The 15495-nt window shown below is 34.3% G+C and carries 18 protein-coding genes; all 18 read left to right on the top strand.

The window, feature by feature from the left end; genetic code table 11:
- Positions 1-33 precede the first annotated feature (33 nt).
- On the top strand, positions 34-960 hold the full coding sequence (locus MT340_RS11695; RefSeq protein WP_243603882.1) for a DNA polymerase III subunit delta' C-terminal domain-containing protein: 927 nt from the start codon (positions 34-36) through the stop codon (positions 958-960).
- Between the two features lies 1 nt (position 961).
- Entirely contained in the window at positions 962-1765 is an 804-nt protein-coding gene (locus tag MT340_RS11690) for a PSP1 domain-containing protein (protein ID WP_243590094.1), read from the top strand.
- Between the two features lie 16 nt (positions 1766-1781).
- Positions 1782-2180 carry a DNA replication initiation control protein YabA gene (yabA, locus tag MT340_RS11685; protein WP_243590093.1) on the top strand — a complete coding sequence of 133 codons (399 nt, stop codon included), beginning with the start codon at positions 1782-1784 and terminating at the stop codon, positions 2178-2180.
- Between the two features lie 126 nt (positions 2181-2306).
- Entirely contained in the window at positions 2307-3032 is a 726-nt protein-coding gene (locus MT340_RS11680; protein WP_243590092.1) for a tRNA1(Val) (adenine(37)-N6)-methyltransferase, read from the top strand.
- Positions 3025-3312 carry a GIY-YIG nuclease family protein gene (locus MT340_RS11675; protein ID WP_243590091.1) on the top strand — a complete coding sequence of 96 codons (288 nt, stop codon included), beginning with the start codon at positions 3025-3027 and terminating at the stop codon, positions 3310-3312. Before MT340_RS11680 ends, MT340_RS11675 begins: the two co-directional genes overlap by 8 nt.
- The gene (rsmI, locus tag MT340_RS11670) at positions 3275-4114 is read left to right on the top strand and encodes a 16S rRNA (cytidine(1402)-2'-O)-methyltransferase (RefSeq protein WP_243590090.1); all 840 of its coding nucleotides are present in this window, start codon (positions 3275-3277) and stop codon (positions 4112-4114) included. Before MT340_RS11675 ends, rsmI begins: the two co-directional genes overlap by 38 nt.
- Positions 4115-4349: 235 nt before the next feature.
- Positions 4350-6323 carry a methionine--tRNA ligase gene (metG, locus tag MT340_RS11665; RefSeq protein ID WP_243590089.1) on the top strand — a complete coding sequence of 658 codons (1974 nt, stop codon included), beginning with the start codon at positions 4350-4352 and terminating at the stop codon, positions 6321-6323.
- Positions 6324-6407: 84 nt separating this feature from the next.
- Positions 6408-7181, top strand: coding sequence for a TatD family hydrolase (locus MT340_RS11660; RefSeq protein ID WP_243590088.1), 774 nt, complete (start codon positions 6408-6410; stop codon positions 7179-7181).
- A gap of 146 nt (positions 7182-7327) precedes the next feature.
- Complete coding sequence (gene rnmV, locus MT340_RS11655; RefSeq protein ID WP_243590087.1) at positions 7328-7876, top strand: ribonuclease M5; 549 nt, start codon at positions 7328-7330, stop codon at positions 7874-7876.
- A gap of 3 nt (positions 7877-7879) precedes the next feature.
- Positions 7880-8770: a 16S rRNA (adenine(1518)-N(6)/adenine(1519)-N(6))-dimethyltransferase RsmA gene (rsmA, locus tag MT340_RS11650; protein ID WP_243590086.1), complete on the top strand. Its 891-nt coding sequence runs from the start codon at positions 7880-7882 to the stop codon at positions 8768-8770.
- A 99-nt stretch (positions 8771-8869) separates the two neighbouring features.
- Entirely contained in the window at positions 8870-9133 is a 264-nt protein-coding gene (gene veg / locus MT340_RS11645; RefSeq protein ID WP_002449940.1) for a biofilm formation stimulator Veg, read from the top strand.
- Positions 9134-9462: 329 nt separating this feature from the next.
- Positions 9463-10311: a 4-(cytidine 5'-diphospho)-2-C-methyl-D-erythritol kinase gene (ispE, locus tag MT340_RS11640; RefSeq protein WP_243590085.1), complete on the top strand. Its 849-nt coding sequence runs from the start codon at positions 9463-9465 to the stop codon at positions 10309-10311.
- A 13-nt stretch (positions 10312-10324) separates the two neighbouring features.
- Positions 10325-11149 (top strand): pur operon repressor, encoded by an 825-nt coding sequence (gene purR, locus MT340_RS11635; RefSeq protein ID WP_243590084.1) that lies wholly within the window; start codon positions 10325-10327, stop codon positions 11147-11149.
- Between the two features lie 16 nt (positions 11150-11165).
- On the top strand, positions 11166-11546 hold the full coding sequence (locus MT340_RS11630) for a RidA family protein (protein WP_243590083.1): 381 nt from the start codon (positions 11166-11168) through the stop codon (positions 11544-11546).
- A 66-nt stretch (positions 11547-11612) separates the two neighbouring features.
- Complete coding sequence (gene spoVG / locus MT340_RS11625; RefSeq protein ID WP_243590082.1) at positions 11613-11915, top strand: septation regulator SpoVG; 303 nt, start codon at positions 11613-11615, stop codon at positions 11913-11915.
- 179 nt (positions 11916-12094) lie between these two features.
- Entirely contained in the window at positions 12095-13450 is a 1356-nt protein-coding gene (gene glmU / locus MT340_RS11620) for a bifunctional UDP-N-acetylglucosamine diphosphorylase/glucosamine-1-phosphate N-acetyltransferase GlmU (RefSeq protein WP_243603881.1), read from the top strand.
- Positions 13451-13561: 111 nt separating this feature from the next.
- Positions 13562-14527 (top strand): ribose-phosphate diphosphokinase, encoded by a 966-nt coding sequence (locus MT340_RS11615; protein ID WP_103298615.1) that lies wholly within the window; start codon positions 13562-13564, stop codon positions 14525-14527.
- Positions 14528-14743: 216 nt separating this feature from the next.
- Positions 14744-15406 (top strand): 50S ribosomal protein L25/general stress protein Ctc, encoded by a 663-nt coding sequence (locus tag MT340_RS11610; protein WP_243590080.1) that lies wholly within the window; start codon positions 14744-14746, stop codon positions 15404-15406.
- The last annotated feature ends 89 nt before the right edge of the window (positions 15407-15495 follow it).

The following is a 15495-nucleotide window of genomic DNA, read 5'->3' as shown; positions in this document are numbered from 1 at the left end:
TTATATAAGTAAAATGAATAAGGAGTAGGCAAAATGGATGAACTACATAGATTAGCTAATGCGTATCGTTCGAATAAACTGTCTCATGCGTATTTATTCGAAGGTGATGATGCGGAGTCAATGCGTTACGTAGCTATGGAATTTGCAAAACTTATTCTTTGTAATGGAGACCAACAATGTGAGTTGAGAGTAGAGAATTACAATCAACCGGATTTTATGTATGTAGCTTCAGAAGAAAATGCGATTAAGAAAGAACAAATTGAACAGCTTGTGCATCGTATGAATCAACTTCCAATTGAAGGTACGCATAAAGTTTATATAATAGAAGATTTTGAAAAGTTAACTGTTCAAGGTGAAAATAGTATATTAAAATTTTTAGAGGAACCGCCTGATAATACAGTGGCGATTCTAATGTCTATGAAACCTGAACAGATATTAGACACTATTCATTCACGTTGCCAACACGTTTATTTTAAACCAAGTGACAAGCAACATTTTATAGATAGATTAGTTGAACATGATATGAATCGAGCAGTAGCTGAAATGCTAAGTACATATACTACACAGTTAGATGTGGCTAAAGATTTAAACGAAGAACACGATTTAATGTCACTTAGAAAAGTCATTGTTCATTGGTGCGAATTATTGATTACTAATCAACCGATGGCATTAATTGGGATTATTGATTTGTTAAAAAATGCGAAGAATCGGAAATTACAAACACTCACTTTAGCAGCAGTGAATGCTTTTTTTGAAGATATTATGCATGCTAAAGTTGAAACGAATAACGATTATGTTTATTCGGATTTACAAACAGAAATTGAATCATATGCAAAGCAATTAACATTTAATCAAATTATATTGATGTATGATCAAATTACAGAAGCGCACAAAAAATTAATGCAAAATGTTAATCCAACGCTTGTATTTGAACAAATAGTTATAAAAGGTGTGAGATAAAATGCCAAATATCGTAGGTGTACAATTTCAAAAAGCAGGGAAATTGGAATACTATGCGCCTAAGGATTTAGATGTAAAGAAAGACGACTGGGTCGTTGTCGAATCTAAACGAGGCATTGAAATTGGTAATGTTAAATTTCCATCGAAAGAGGTGGAAGAAGGGGATGTTACATTACCTTTAAAAGAAATTATACGAATAGTCACTGATGAAGATATTGCAAAATATTATCGTAATGAAGCAGATGCTGATGATGCATTAACACTATGCAAGCAATTAGTAAAAGAACAACAACTAGATATGCGTTTAGTAAATTGTGAATATACACTTGATAAGTCTAAAGTGATTTTTAATTTTACTGCAGATGACCGTATCGATTTTCGAAAATTAGTAAAAGCTCTGGCGCAAAATTTAAAAACACGTATCGAATTAAGACAAATTGGCGTACGTGATGAAGCTAAACTACTTGGTGGAATCGGTCCATGTGGGCGCTCGCTATGTTGTTCTACATTTCTAGGAGATTTTGAGCCAGTGTCTATCAAAATGGCTAAAGACCAAAATTTATCACTTAATCCAACGAAGATTTCTGGAGCATGTGGGCGTTTGATGTGTTGTCTTAAATATGAAAATGATTTCTATGAAGAAGCAAGAGCCCAATTGCCAGACGTCGGTGACCAAGTGGAAACGCCAGATGGTCAAGGTCGTGTAGTTGGTTTAAACATATTAGATATTTCAATGCAAGTTAAAATTGAAGGTCTTGAACAACCATTAGAGTATAAAATGGAAGAATTAGAAGCTTTTAATTAAGGAAGGTGCGTCACGTTTGAATCGTAATGATTTATTTGAAAAGATAATTCAACTTGAAAGTAATGTAACACGTTTAAATCAAGATATGACTGAGCTTAAATCATTAACTATAGACCTTATAGAAGAGAATGTTGCGCTACAAGTTGAAAATGATAACTTAAAAACATTAATGGCCAAAAGCGAACAAGATGCTGAAATGGACAAACCTGTTTTTCCTAAAAATAATAATGCAAAATCTTCAAAAGAGGATGAAAAAGACAAACATTCTATTAAAAATGTGAAAAAACCCTTACCAAGTAAAGATAATTTAGCTGTCTTATATAGTGAAGGTTTCCACATTTGTAATGGTGAATTGTTTGGTAAGCATCGATTAGGTGAAGATTGCTTACTATGTTTGAACGTGTTAAATAGTTAATAACAAATAAAAATTTTAATACTGGATAAAGAGGTTTATGCCAGTTTCTAATAGACAGAGATGGATTTCAACACGAGTTGATTTTAAAGTGTGTTGTAAAGACATCTCTTTTTTAGGAGTAAATATATGATGAGAGATCAAGAAAGATTGGATGAATTAATAAAAGAAGATTTAAAAATAATTCAAAATGATGATGTGTTTTCTTTTTCAACAGATGCGTTATTATTGGGGCATTTTACTGAAGTGAGGAAAAATGACAAAATTTTAGATTTATGTGCTGGTAATGGCGTGATTTCCTTATTATTATCTGCTAAAGGTACACAAATGATTGAAAGTGTCGAGATTCAAGAGAAACTTGTAGATATGGCGCGTCGTAGCTATGCGTACAATCAACTCGAGCATCGTTTAAAGATGCATCATTTGGATTTAAAAGAGGTCTATCACTATTTTAAACCTTCGCAATATACACTCGTCACTTGTAATCCTCCTTATTTTAAAGAAAATCAGCGTAACCAACATCAAAAGGAAGCGCATAAGATTGCCCGTCATGAGATTATGTGTACATTGGAAGATTGCATGTTAGCTGCCCGTCATTTATTAAAACAAGGTGGGCGTTTAATGATGGTACATCGAGCGGATAGACTGATGGACGTCTTAACTGAAATGCGCAAGGCTAGTATTGAGCCTAAAAAAGTAGTATTTGTTTATAGTAAACTAAACAAATCAGCGGTGACGATTGTAGTGGAAGGACGTATGAATGGTAAACCAGGCCTAGAAATTGCGCCGCCTTTTTATATCTATAATAGTGATGGGGAATATAGCGAAGAAATGAGAGCAGTGTATTATGGATAACCATTATGTCTATATTGTAAAATGTAAGGATAATAGTTTGTATACTGGGTATGCGAAGGATGTTAATGCACGTGTAGCGACTCATAATGCTGGAAAAGGGGCCAAATATACTAAAACAAGACGTCCGGTAGAGTTAGTTTATCAAGAAACGTACACTTCGAAATCAGAAGCTATGCGTAGAGAATACGAAATAAAGACCTTCACAAGACAACAAAAATTAAAATTAATTGAGGAGAATTCAGATGGCGACTTTATATTTAGTAGGCACGCCGATAGGTAATTTAGGCGATATTACATTTCGAGCGATAGAAACCTTAAAAAATGTAGATTTTATAGCATGTGAAGATACAAGAGTAACGAAAAAGTTATGTCATCATTATGATATTCAAACACCATTAAAATCGTATCATGAACATAATAAAGAGCAACAAACAACGTATTTAATTAATTTATTGAATGAAGGAAATGATATTGCTTTAGTGTCAGATGCGGGTTTGCCGCTAATAAGTGATCCGGGTTATGAATTGGTCGTTGAAGCATATCAACACGATATTTCAGTGGAAACAGTTCCTGGTCCTAACGCGGGGTTAACAGCACTTATGGCTAGTGGTCTACCGTCATTTACGTATACGTTCTTAGGCTTTTTACCACGTAAGGAAAAAGAAAAAATAGAAGTATTACAAGAAAGAATGTATCAAGATAGCACGTTAATTATTTATGAATCACCATTTAGAGTATTAGAAACGTTAAAAGCCATTATTAAAGTAGATGCTTCAAGACACGTAGCTGTAGGACGAGAGCTAACGAAGAAGTTTGAACAAATTGTTATGCAAGAAGCGGAAACGTTACTCGATGCTTTTCAAAAGGAAGAGATTCCACAAAAAGGTGAATTTGTCATTCTCATAGAAGGTGCGAAGCCACTCGAAACTGAACAGTGGTTTGAGGCATTATCTATTGAGGAACATGTAGATCATTATATTGCCGAACAGAATTTGAAACCTAAAAAAGCAATTAAGTTAGTAGCTGAAGACCGTCATATGAAGACGGGTGAAGTGTATGACATTTATCATGAAATTAAATAACTTTGTGGAATAAAAGTCGAGGCAATAGGGACAGTCATTTTCAAAAAATAGACCTTCAAAATGGCTGGAAATATTCCATAAAATAATCAATTTGTGGTAATGTTAATAAGATACGACAATAAATTTCTTATATGAGTTATAATTAAAATGTAACGAAAAACATTAACTTATAAGTCTTTAAAGTGGGCTTACATGACATTAAATATAATGTTATATAGGAAGAGGAGGACCATTGATGGCGAAAGAAACATTTTATATTACAACCCCTATTTATTATCCTAGTGGTAATTTACATATTGGCCACGCATATTCAACGGTTGCAGGTGACGTAATTGCGCGTTACAAACGTATGCAAGGTTACGACGTGCGTTATTTAACAGGTACGGATGAACATGGTCAAAAAATTCAAGAAAAAGCGCAAAAAGCGGGTAAAACGGAATTAGAATATCTAGATGAAATGATTAACGGCATTAAAAGTTTATGGAACAAATTAGAAATTTCTAATGACGATTTTATTAGAACAACTGAAGAACGCCATAAACAAGTGGTTGAAAAAGTATTCGAACGATTATTAAAACAAGGTGATATTTATCTTGGTGAATATGAAGGTTGGTATTCAGTTCCTGATGAAACATATTACACTGAGTCACAACTTGTAGACCCTGTTTATGAAGACGGCCAAATTGTCGGCGGTAAAAGCCCTGACTCAGGTCATGAAGTGGAATTAGTTAAAGAGGAAAGTTATTTCTTTAATATTAACAAATATACAGATCGTTTATTAGAGTTTTACGATGCAAATCCAGAGTTCATTCAACCACCTTCAAGAAAGAATGAAATGATTAACAACTTCATTAAACCAGGTTTAGAAGATTTAGCAGTATCACGTACATCATTTGACTGGGGTGTTCGTGTACCTTCAAACCCTAAACATGTCGTTTATGTATGGATTGATGCGTTAGTTAACTACATTTCAGCATTAGGATATTTATCAGATGATGATGAATTATTCCAAAAATATTGGCCAGCAGATGTGCACTTAATGGCGAAAGAAATTGTACGTTTCCACTCTATTATTTGGCCAATCTTATTAATGGCTTTAGATTTACCACTTCCTAAGAAAGTCTTTGCGCATGGTTGGATTTTAATGAAAGACGGGAAAATGAGTAAATCAAAAGGTAACGTAGTAGATCCTAATGTATTAATTGATCGTTATGGTTTAGACGCTACACGTTACTATTTAATGCGTGAATTACCATTCGGTTCAGACGGTGTGTTCACTCCGGAAGCCTTTGTAGAACGTACAAACTATGATTTAGCGAATGACTTAGGTAACTTAGTGAACCGTACGATTTCTATGATTAATAAATACTTCCAAGGTGAACTTCCAGCTTATGAAGGTCCAAAACATGAATTAGATGAAGATATGGAAGCACTTGCGCTTGAAACAGTGAAGAACTTTAATGAGAACATGGAAAGTTTCCAATTCTCAGTTGCTTTATCAACTGTTTGGAAATTCATCAGCCGTACAAATAAATACATTGATGAAACAACACCATGGGTATTAGCTAAAGATGACAGCCAAAAAGAGATGCTTGGTAATGTAATGGCGCATTTAGTTGAGAATATTCGTTTCGCAGCTGTGTTATTACGTCCATTCTTAACAAATGCACCTAGAGAAATCTTTAAACAATTAAATATTAATGATCCTGAATTATTCGAATTAGCAAGCCTTGAAAGCTATGGTGCGTTGAAACAACCAATTATGGTTACTGAAAAACCAACGCCGATCTTCCCAAGATTAGATACTGAAGCTGAAATTGCATACATTAAAGAATCTATGCAACCAGATCAACCAGCAGCAACTGAAGAAGCAGTACCAAGTAAAGCACAAATCGATATTAAAGACTTCGATAAAGTTGAAATTAAAGCAGCAACGATTATTGAAGCGGACAATGTTCCTAAATCTGATAAATTATTAAAAATTCAAATTGATTTAGGTAATGAACAACGTCAAATCGTTTCTGGTATTGCTAAATTCTACCGTCCAGAAGATATCGTTGGTAAAAAAGTAGCAGTCGTTACTAACTTGAAACCAGCTAAATTAATGGGCCAAAAATCTGAAGGCATGATCTTATCTGCTGAAAAAGATGGTGTCTTAACTTTAGTAAGCTTACCAAGTGCGATTCCAAATGGCGCAATTGTAAAATAAAACTAGATTGTCGATAAAATATAAAGAGGTTGAGTCACAAAGATGATGTCTTTTGTCTCGACCTTGAACGTTAGGAGAGATAGAATGTTAATCGATACACATGTTCACTTAAATGATGAGCAATATAATGAAGATTTAGAAGAAGTGATTTCTCGCGCTAGAGAAGCAGGTGTAGATCGCATGTTTGTGGTTGGATTTGATACGCCTACGATTGAACGTGCGATGGAATTAATCGATAAATATGACTTTATTTATGGTATTATCGGTTGGCATCCAGTTGATGCAATTGACTTCACTGAAGAACGCCTTGAGTGGATTGAACAATTAGCACAGCATCCTAAGATTATTGGTATTGGCGAAATGGGTCTTGATTACCATTGGGATAAATCGCCTGCCGATGTTCAAAAAGAAGTATTTAGAAAACAAATTGCACTTGCTAAAAGAGTGAAATTACCTATTATTATCCATAATCGTGAAGCGACACAAGACTGTGTAGATATTTTAATGGAAGAACATGCTGAAGAAGTTGGTGGCATCATGCACAGCTTTAGTGGTTCTCCTGAAATTGCAGATGTAGTCATTAATAAATTGAATTTCTACGTCTCTTTAGGTGGTCCTGTGACATTTAAAAATGCTAAGCAACCGAAAGAAGTAGCTAAGCATGTGCCGATGGATAGATTGCTTGTAGAAACAGATGCGCCTTATTTATCGCCACATCCTTATAGAGGTAAACGTAATGAACCTGAAAGAGTAACACTCGTTGCTCAACAAATCGCTGACTTACGTGATATGACATACGAAGAAGTATGCCGTCAAACGACTGAGAATGCGGAACGATTATTTAATTTAAATCAATAAATTGCTGTGAGAAAGATGTTGAACAAGTGATGTCGTGGTATCATTTATGAGGAAATCACGATATAAATGCCAGCATCTTTCTCATTTTTTATTTTTGAAAAGTTAAAATAAGAACGAAATAGGTTGAAAGGTAATGATAATCAATTATGAAGATAAATGAATTTATCGTAGTAGAAGGTAGAGACGATACGGAACGTGTTAAGTCAGCAGTAGAATGTGACACTATTGAAACGAATGGGAGCGCAATTAATAAGGAAACACTAGCTGTTATTCAAAATGCCCAAGAAACGCGAGGTGTGATTGTGTTAACGGACCCTGATTTTCCGGGAGATAAAATTAGAAATACGATCACTGAACACGTTACCGGCGTCAAACATGCGTATATTGACCGTGAAAAAGCTAAAAATAAACGAGGTAAGATTGGCATAGAGCATGCACATCCAGAAGATATTAGAGAAGCGCTCATGCATGTCAGTTCGCCCTTTGAAGAGGCAGAAGAATCAATCGATAAAAGTGTGCTCATCGATTTAGGGTTGATTATAGGCAAAGATGCTAGACATAAAAGAGAAATATTAGGTCAAAAACTGCATATTGGACATTCAAATGGCAAACAATTACTAAAAAAACTTAATGCATTCGGCTATACTGAAAGGGATGTACGTGAAGCTTTATCAATGGATAAGGAGAGTGAATAAAAGGTGGAAAGAAAAGATATCGCAACGCCTTCTCGAACGAAAGAATTATTAAATCAATATGGTTTCAATTTCAAAAAAAGTTTAGGTCAAAACTTTTTAATAGATGTAAATATCATTCATAAAATTATTGAGGCAAGTCAAATTGATAACACAACTGGCGTTATTGAAGTAGGGCCAGGTATGGGTTCGTTAACTGAACAATTGGCTAAACATGCCAAAAAAGTAATGTCGTTTGAAATCGATCAACGTTTAATCCCTGTGCTTAAAGATACACTTGCGCCATATGACAATGTAACCATCATTAACGAAGATATATTAAAAGCGGATATAGCTAAAGCAGTAGAAACACATTTAAATGACTGTGACAAAATCATGGTAGTAGCTAATTTGCCATATTATATTACTACACCTATCTTGCTGAATTTAATGCAACAAGACATTCCTATCGATGGCTACGTTGTAATGATGCAAAAAGAAGTAGGTGAACGTTTAAACGCTGAAGTAGGCACAAAAGCGTATGGCTCTTTATCTATCGTCACTCAATATTATACAGAGACAAGCAAAGTATTAACTGTGCCGAAATCTGTCTTTATGCCACCACCAAACGTGGATTCTATCGTGGTGAAATTGATGCAACGAAAAACGCCGCTCGTTGAGGTGGACGATGAACAAGCGTTCTTTAAACTTGCTAAAGCCGCGTTTGCACAGCGACGTAAAACAATAAACAATAACTATCAGAACTTCTTTAAAGACGGCAAACATTTAAAAGAAAGTATTTTAAAATGGCTTGAACAAGCCGAGATTGATCCTAAAAGACGTGGTGAAACGCTTTCGATACAAGATTTTGCACGTTTGTATGAAGAAAAGAAAAATTTCCCAGAATTAGAAAATTAAATTGTTGACAAAGCGCTCCCACATTGATAAAATTTAAATTTTATTTGACAAATCCTCTGAAATTATGATATTATGTAACTTGTAGCGAGGTGGAGCAATATGCCAAAATCAATTTTGGACATCAAAAATTCTATTGATTGTCATTTAGGAAATCGTATTGTACTAAAAGCCAATGGTGGTCGTAAAAAAACAATTGAACGTTGTGGTGTGTTAAAAGAAACATATCCTTCAGTATTCATTGTTGAATTAGACCAAGATAAGCATAATTTTGAAAGAGTTTCGTATACATATACGGATGTTCTTACAGAGAACGTACAAGTTTCATTTGAAGAGGATAATCATCAAGAAGTAGTTGCACACTAATTTGAACATATAAATATAGAGTAGTTCGGTGTTATGCAAACTCTATAATAAAAATGATTGAGTATTGAGCTTAAATTGAGTTCAATGCTCTTTTTCATTATGGTCACTTTTTAATAGATAAACAAATAAATATTTTAAAGGACTATTTTTACATAAAATTTTACATATTATTTATATTAATTTCGCTATTTTTCGTAGAAAACGGATATTAAGAGAATTTAAAATAGCTTTCATTAAGATTTTACATAAATTTACGGTGTATCTATCAAATATTTTAAGTCTTTATGTTAAAATCATCTTATTACTATTGATGAAGAGAGGGCGGGAAAATGATATATGAAACGGCACCTGCCAAGATAAATTTGACGCTCGATACACTTTTCAAAAGAGATGATGGATATCATGAAATTGCAATGGTCATGACAACTGTAGATTTAAATGATCGCCTTTCTTTTCAAAAAAGAAATGATAAAAACATTGTTGTAGACATAGAGCATAATTACGTTCCAAATGATCATAAAAATCTTGCTTATCGTGCTGCAAAATTGATGATGGAGACCTATGAATTAAATCATGGTGTGACCATTACGATTGATAAAGATATTCCAGTGTCAGCTGGATTAGCTGGCGGTTCTGCCGATGCTGCGGCTACAATGCGAGGTATGAATCGTTTATATGGCCTTAATAGGCCTTTAGATGAATTAAGTAAATTAGGCATACAAATTGGTACAGATATTCCTTTTTGTATATATAGTAAAACTGCTATATGTACCGGTAGAGGGGAAAAGGTTACGTTTTTAAATAAGCCACCGTCCGCATGGGTGGTATTAGCTAAACCGAATTTAGGAATATCTTCGCCAGATATATTTAAAGCGCTTAATTTAAATTATGCGCATCATGTACATACGAAGATGTGTAAAGAAGCGATTAACGAGGGCGATTATCATAGATTGTGCCAAAGTTTATCAAATCGTTTAGAACCAGTTTCCATGTCGTTGCATCCTGAAATTGAAAAGATTAAAAATAATATGTTGCAATGTGGTGCAGATGGTGCACTTATGAGTGGAAGTGGACCTACAGTTTATGGTCTTGCACAAAAAGAGAGTCAAGCGAAGAAAATTTATAATGCAGTCAATGGCTGTTGTAACGAAGTATATTTAGTTAGATTATTAGGATAGAAGGGTTGGACTTATGAGGTATAAAAGAAGCGAACGCATCGTCTTTATGACACAATATTTAATGAATCATCCAAATCAATTAATACCTTTAACATTTTTCGTGAAAAAATTTAAACAAGCAAAGTCCTCAATTAGTGAAGACGTTCAAATTATAAAAAACACATTCCAAAAAGAGAAATTAGGAACTGTAATTACAACTGCGGGCGCAAGTGGTGGAGTTACTTACAAACCTATGATGAGTAAAGAAGAAGCCACAGAAATTATTGATGAAATTATTGCTTTATTACAAGAAAAAGAGCGCTTGTTACCAGGAGGATATTTGTTCTTATCTGATTTAGTCGGTAACCCTACTTTATTAAATAAAGTAGGTAAGTTAATCGCAAGTATCTATATGGATGAAAAGTTAGATGCTGTAGTGACGATTGCCACAAAAGGGATATCACTTGCCAATGCGGTAGCTAACGTATTAAATTTACCTGTAGTGGTTATTAGAAAAGACAATAAAGTAACAGAAGGTTCTACTGTATCTATCAATTATGTTTCAGGATCATCTCGTAAAATTGAAACAATGGTACTATCTAAACGCACGCTAGCTGAAAATTCAAATGTACTTGTTGTAGATGATTTTATGAGAGCAGGTGGCTCAATAAACGGGGTTATGAATCTTATGAATGAGTTTAAAGCTGAAGTAAAAGGGGTATCTGTACTTGTAGAATCAAAAGAAGTTAAACAAAGATTGATTGAGGATTATACTTCTTTAGTTAAATTATCAGATGTTGATGAATATAATCAGGAATTTAAAGTAGAACCTGGCAACAGTTTGTCTAAATTTTCGTAAAAGGAGTTTTTACAACATGAAAACAATTAATACCAATAAAGCACCGGAAGCTTTAGGACCATATTCACATGCAATGGTTGTGAACAATTTAGTATTTACATCAGGACAAATCCCATTAGATACTGAAGGGAATATCGTTAGTGATGATGTAAAAGAACAAACAAAACAAGTACTTGAGAATGTATCAGTTGTACTTGAAGAAGCGGGTTCAGATTTAGAATCTGTAGTAAAAGCAACTATCTTTATTTCTGACATGAATGAATTTCAACAAATAAACGAAGTCTATGGAAGTTATTTCAGTGAACATCAACCAGCACGTAGTTGTGTTGAAGTTGCACGCTTACCAAAAGACGTTAAAGTTGAAATTGAAGTAGTAGGTAAAGTTAAAGGACTATAATTTTCTTAATTAAAAAATTGTCAAGCTTCTAAACAAACAAAGATATATACTAGGGGGGCTCACTGCATGAAAGTGACAGATGTAAGACTTAGAAAAATACAAACAGATGGCAGAATGAAAGCACTTGTTTCAATTACACTCGATGAAGCGTTTGTAATCCATGATTTACGCGTGATTGAAGGCAACTCAGGTCTTTTCGTTGCTATGCCAAGTAAACGTACACCAGATGGTGAATTCCGTGATATCGCGCATCCAATTAACTCTGAAATGAGACAAGAGATTCAAGATGCCGTTATGAAAGTATATGACGAAACAGATGAAGTGATTCCTGATAAAAATGCTTCATCAGAAGAATCAGACGAAGCTTAATCAAATATATAGATTTAACTACAGGTTCAGCGCATATTTTGTTGAGCCTGTTTTTTATGAAAAAGAGAGGTTCTATTTCTCAATTGCATAATGTAGACAGTTTATTATGTATTGAAACTCGAAGTTCAGTTAAATTATAATAATTATGAAGTGTAAAATTTATTGGAGGGTTACCATTCATGCAAAGAAATGCGGTAATATTAGCAGCTGGAAAAGGTACAAGAATGAAATCAAAACAATATAAAGTACTACATAAAGTTGCTGGTAAATCAATGATTGAACATGTACTAACAAACGTAAAACGTTCAGGCGTGGATAACCTTGTGACGATTGTAGGTCATGGCGCAGAACAAGTAAAAGAGACATTAGGTGATCAATCGTTATATAGTTATCAAGAAGAACAACTAGGAACTGCACATGCCGTTAAAATGGCACAAGAACATTTAGAAAATAAAGAAGGCACAACTTTAGTTGTATGTGGGGATACACCTCTAATTACAGCTGACACATTAAATAAATTAATTGAACATCATGAACAATCTGAGGCACAGGCAACGGTATTATCTGCAACAGCTCAAATCCCGTTTGGTTATGGCCGTATTGTCCGTGATAATAATAATCAACTTAGTCGTATCGTAGAAGAAAAAGATGCGACAGAAGAAGAGAAACGTTTAACTGAAATTAGTTCAGGTATTTTTGCATTTGATAATAAAGTTTTATTTGAAAAACTGGCTCAAGTTAAAAATGACAATGCGCAAGGTGAATACTACTTGCCAGATGTGATTGCCTTAATTCTAGAGGATAAAGGTATCGCAGAAGTTTATCATACGGATGATTTCAACGAAATTATGGGTGTCAATGATCGTGTGATGCTAAGTAATGCTGAAAAAGCTTTACAACAACGCATTAACATTCAACATATGAGAAATGGTGTAACGATTATCGACCCTACGACTACATTTATTGGCCCAGATGTTGAAATTGGTATAGATACAATTATTGAACCTGGTGTTCGCATCAATGGTACAACTAAAATTGGTGAAGAAACAGTGATTGGTCAATACTCAGAAATTAATAATAGTCAGATTGGTTCACATGTGGATATTAAACAATCTGTAATTAATGACTCAATGGTTGGCGATAAAACAAAAGTAGGGCCATTTGCTCAACTACGTCCAGGCTCAAATTTAGGCAATGAAGTTAAAGTTGGTAATTTCGTAGAAGTGAAAAAAGCAGAACTTAAAGATGGCGCGAAAGTTTCTCACTTAAGTTATATTGGAGACGCTGAAATTGGTGAACGTACAAACATTGGTTGTGGTTCAATTACTGTTAACTATGATGGCGTTAATAAATTTAAAACAATTGTTGGTAAAGATGCATTTATTGGATGTAATACAAACTTAGTAGCACCAGTAACTGTCGGCGATGGTTCTTTAATTGCAGCTGGTTCTACCATTACAGATGATATTCCACAAGATAGCTTAGCACTTGCTCGCGCACGTCAAGTCACTAAAGAATGTTATATTAAAAAATAGTTTTTTGATAATATAAAGAACTTCTTTTTTTAGTTTTTTTGTTGAACATAGTAAAAGTTGTTGATTTTTTATATAATAAGAGTGTCTAAGTAAAAAATTGGAGGACTATAAATGTTAAATAATGAATACAAAAATTCATCTTTAAAGATTTTCTCTTTAAAAGGGAATGAACCGTTAGCACAAGAAGTTGCTGATCGAGTAGGGATTGAATTAGGTAAATGTTCTGTAAAACGCTTCAGTGATGGTGAAATTCAAATTAATATTGAAGAAAGTATTCGTGGTTGTGATGTCTTCATTATTCAACCAACTTCTTATCCTGTTAATTTACACCTAATGGAATTATTAATTATGATTGATGCTTGTAAACGTGCATCTGCGGCGAATATTAATATTGTAGTTCCTTATTATGGTTATGCGCGCCAAGATAGAAAAGCACGTAGCCGTGAACCTATTACTGCGAAATTAGTAGCTAATTTAATTGAAACAGCTGGTGCAAACCGTATGATCGCATTAGATTTACATGCACCTCAAATTCAAGGATTCTTTGATATTCCTATCGACCACTTAATGGGCGTACCAATCATTGGTCAACATTTTGAAAATGACCCTAACATTGACCCAGAAGAATGCGTAGTTGTTTCACCTGACCATGGCGGTGTAACACGTGCGCGTAAATTAGCTGACATTTTAAAAACTCCGATTGCGATTATTGATAAACGTCGTCCAAAACCAAACGTAGCTGAAGTCATGAATATTGTTGGTGATATTCAAGGTCGTACAGCAATTATTATTGACGACATTATTGATACAGCAGGTACAATCACATTAGCTGCACAAGCACTTAAAGACAAAGGTGCTAAAGAAGTTTATGCATGTTGTACACACCCTGTTTTATCAGGTCCTGCTAAAGAGCGTATCGAAAATTCAGCAATTAAAGAATTAATTGTGACTAACTCAATCTTACTTGACGATAGTCGCAAACCAGCGAATACAAAAGAACTATCTGTAGCTGGATTATTAGCACAAGCGATTATTCGCGTATACGAAAGAGAATCAGTGAGTGTATTATTTGACTAAAATTTACAAATGCGTTTGACTTCTCGTTTCCAACCGTGTATAATACATTCGTTCGTGGTTTTACGAACTAATAAACACTTGCAAGCAACTATTAAGTTGATGGGTAAGTGAGGATAAGTTTAGACATTTCATTAATATATGAGAACATCGCATGTTGACAGGTGTTGTCAGATAATAATACGTGTCAAAACTTTAATATGAAAGGTGGAAATACGAATGGCTTCATTAAAGTCAATCATCCGTCAAGGTAAACAAACTCGTTCTGACCTTAAAAAATTACGTAACACAGGTAAAGTACCTGCAGTAGTTTATGGTTATGGTACTAAAAATACTTCAGTTAAAGTTGATGAAGTTGAATTCATCAAAGTGATTCGTGAAGTTGGACGTAACGGTGTAATTGATTTAGGCGTAGGTTCTAAAACAATTAAAGTAATGGTATCAGATTATCAATTTGATCCACTTAAAAACCAAATTACACACATCGACTTCTTAGCAATCAACATGACTGAAGAACGTACTGTTGAAGTACCAGTTCACTTAGTTGGTGAAGCTGCTGGCGCTAAAGAAGGTGGCGTAGTTGAACAACCATTATTCGACTTAGAAGTTACAGCTACTCCAGAAAACATTCCTGAAGCAATCGAAGTAGACATCACTGAATTACAAATCAATGATAGCTACTCAGTTGCTGATATTAAAGTTTCTGGTGACTTCACTATCGAAAATGATCCTGAAGAATCTGTAGTAACAGTAGTACCTCCAACTGACGAACCAAGTGAAGAGGAAATCGAAGCTATGGAAGGTGAAGCTGCAACTGAAGAACCAGAAGTTGCTGGCGAAGATAGCGAAGAAGAAAAAGAAGAAAATAAAGACGAAGAATAATTCGTTTCAAACTGTCGACAAAGTCTCTGACTTTGTGGGCAGTTTTTTTATTCTCATGGGCTGGGTTGTAAAGAAATTCTTAGATGAAC

Source organism: Staphylococcus sp. NRL 16/872, assembly GCF_022815905.2.
In the GTDB taxonomy this organism is placed as follows: domain Bacteria; phylum Bacillota; class Bacilli; order Staphylococcales; family Staphylococcaceae; genus Staphylococcus.
Note: the sequence above shows the minus strand (reverse complement) of the source record. Positions and strands in the feature narration are given on the sequence as shown.

What these genes read in the sequence shown, in the direction of transcription:
- MT340_RS11695 (WP_243603882.1), top strand. Translation starts at nt 34, where the DNA reads ATGGATGAACTACATAGATTAGCTAATGCGTATCGTTCGAATAAACTG.
- MT340_RS11690 (WP_243590094.1), top strand. Translation starts at nt 962, where the DNA reads ATGCCAAATATCGTAGGTGTACAATTTCAAAAAGCAGGGAAATTGGAA.
- MT340_RS11680 (WP_243590092.1), top strand. Translation starts at nt 2,307, where the DNA reads ATGATGAGAGATCAAGAAAGATTGGATGAATTAATAAAAGAAGATTTA.
- MT340_RS11675 (WP_243590091.1), top strand. Translation starts at nt 3,025, where the DNA reads ATGGATAACCATTATGTCTATATTGTAAAATGTAAGGATAATAGTTTG.
- rsmI (WP_243590090.1), top strand. Translation starts at nt 3,275, where the DNA reads ATGGCGACTTTATATTTAGTAGGCACGCCGATAGGTAATTTAGGCGAT.
- metG (WP_243590089.1), top strand. Translation starts at nt 4,350, where the DNA reads ATGGCGAAAGAAACATTTTATATTACAACCCCTATTTATTATCCTAGT.
- MT340_RS11660 (WP_243590088.1), top strand. Translation starts at nt 6,408, where the DNA reads ATGTTAATCGATACACATGTTCACTTAAATGATGAGCAATATAATGAA.
- rnmV (WP_243590087.1), top strand. Translation starts at nt 7,328, where the DNA reads ATGAAGATAAATGAATTTATCGTAGTAGAAGGTAGAGACGATACGGAA.
- veg (WP_002449940.1), top strand. Translation starts at nt 8,870, where the DNA reads ATGCCAAAATCAATTTTGGACATCAAAAATTCTATTGATTGTCATTTA.
- ispE (WP_243590085.1), top strand. Translation starts at nt 9,463, where the DNA reads ATGATATATGAAACGGCACCTGCCAAGATAAATTTGACGCTCGATACA.
- purR (WP_243590084.1), top strand. Translation starts at nt 10,325, where the DNA reads ATGAGGTATAAAAGAAGCGAACGCATCGTCTTTATGACACAATATTTA.
- MT340_RS11630 (WP_243590083.1), top strand. Translation starts at nt 11,166, where the DNA reads ATGAAAACAATTAATACCAATAAAGCACCGGAAGCTTTAGGACCATAT.
- spoVG (WP_243590082.1), top strand. Translation starts at nt 11,613, where the DNA reads ATGAAAGTGACAGATGTAAGACTTAGAAAAATACAAACAGATGGCAGA.
- glmU (WP_243603881.1), top strand. Translation starts at nt 12,095, where the DNA reads ATGCAAAGAAATGCGGTAATATTAGCAGCTGGAAAAGGTACAAGAATG.
- MT340_RS11615 (WP_103298615.1), top strand. Translation starts at nt 13,562, where the DNA reads ATGTTAAATAATGAATACAAAAATTCATCTTTAAAGATTTTCTCTTTA.
- MT340_RS11610 (WP_243590080.1), top strand. Translation starts at nt 14,744, where the DNA reads ATGGCTTCATTAAAGTCAATCATCCGTCAAGGTAAACAAACTCGTTCT.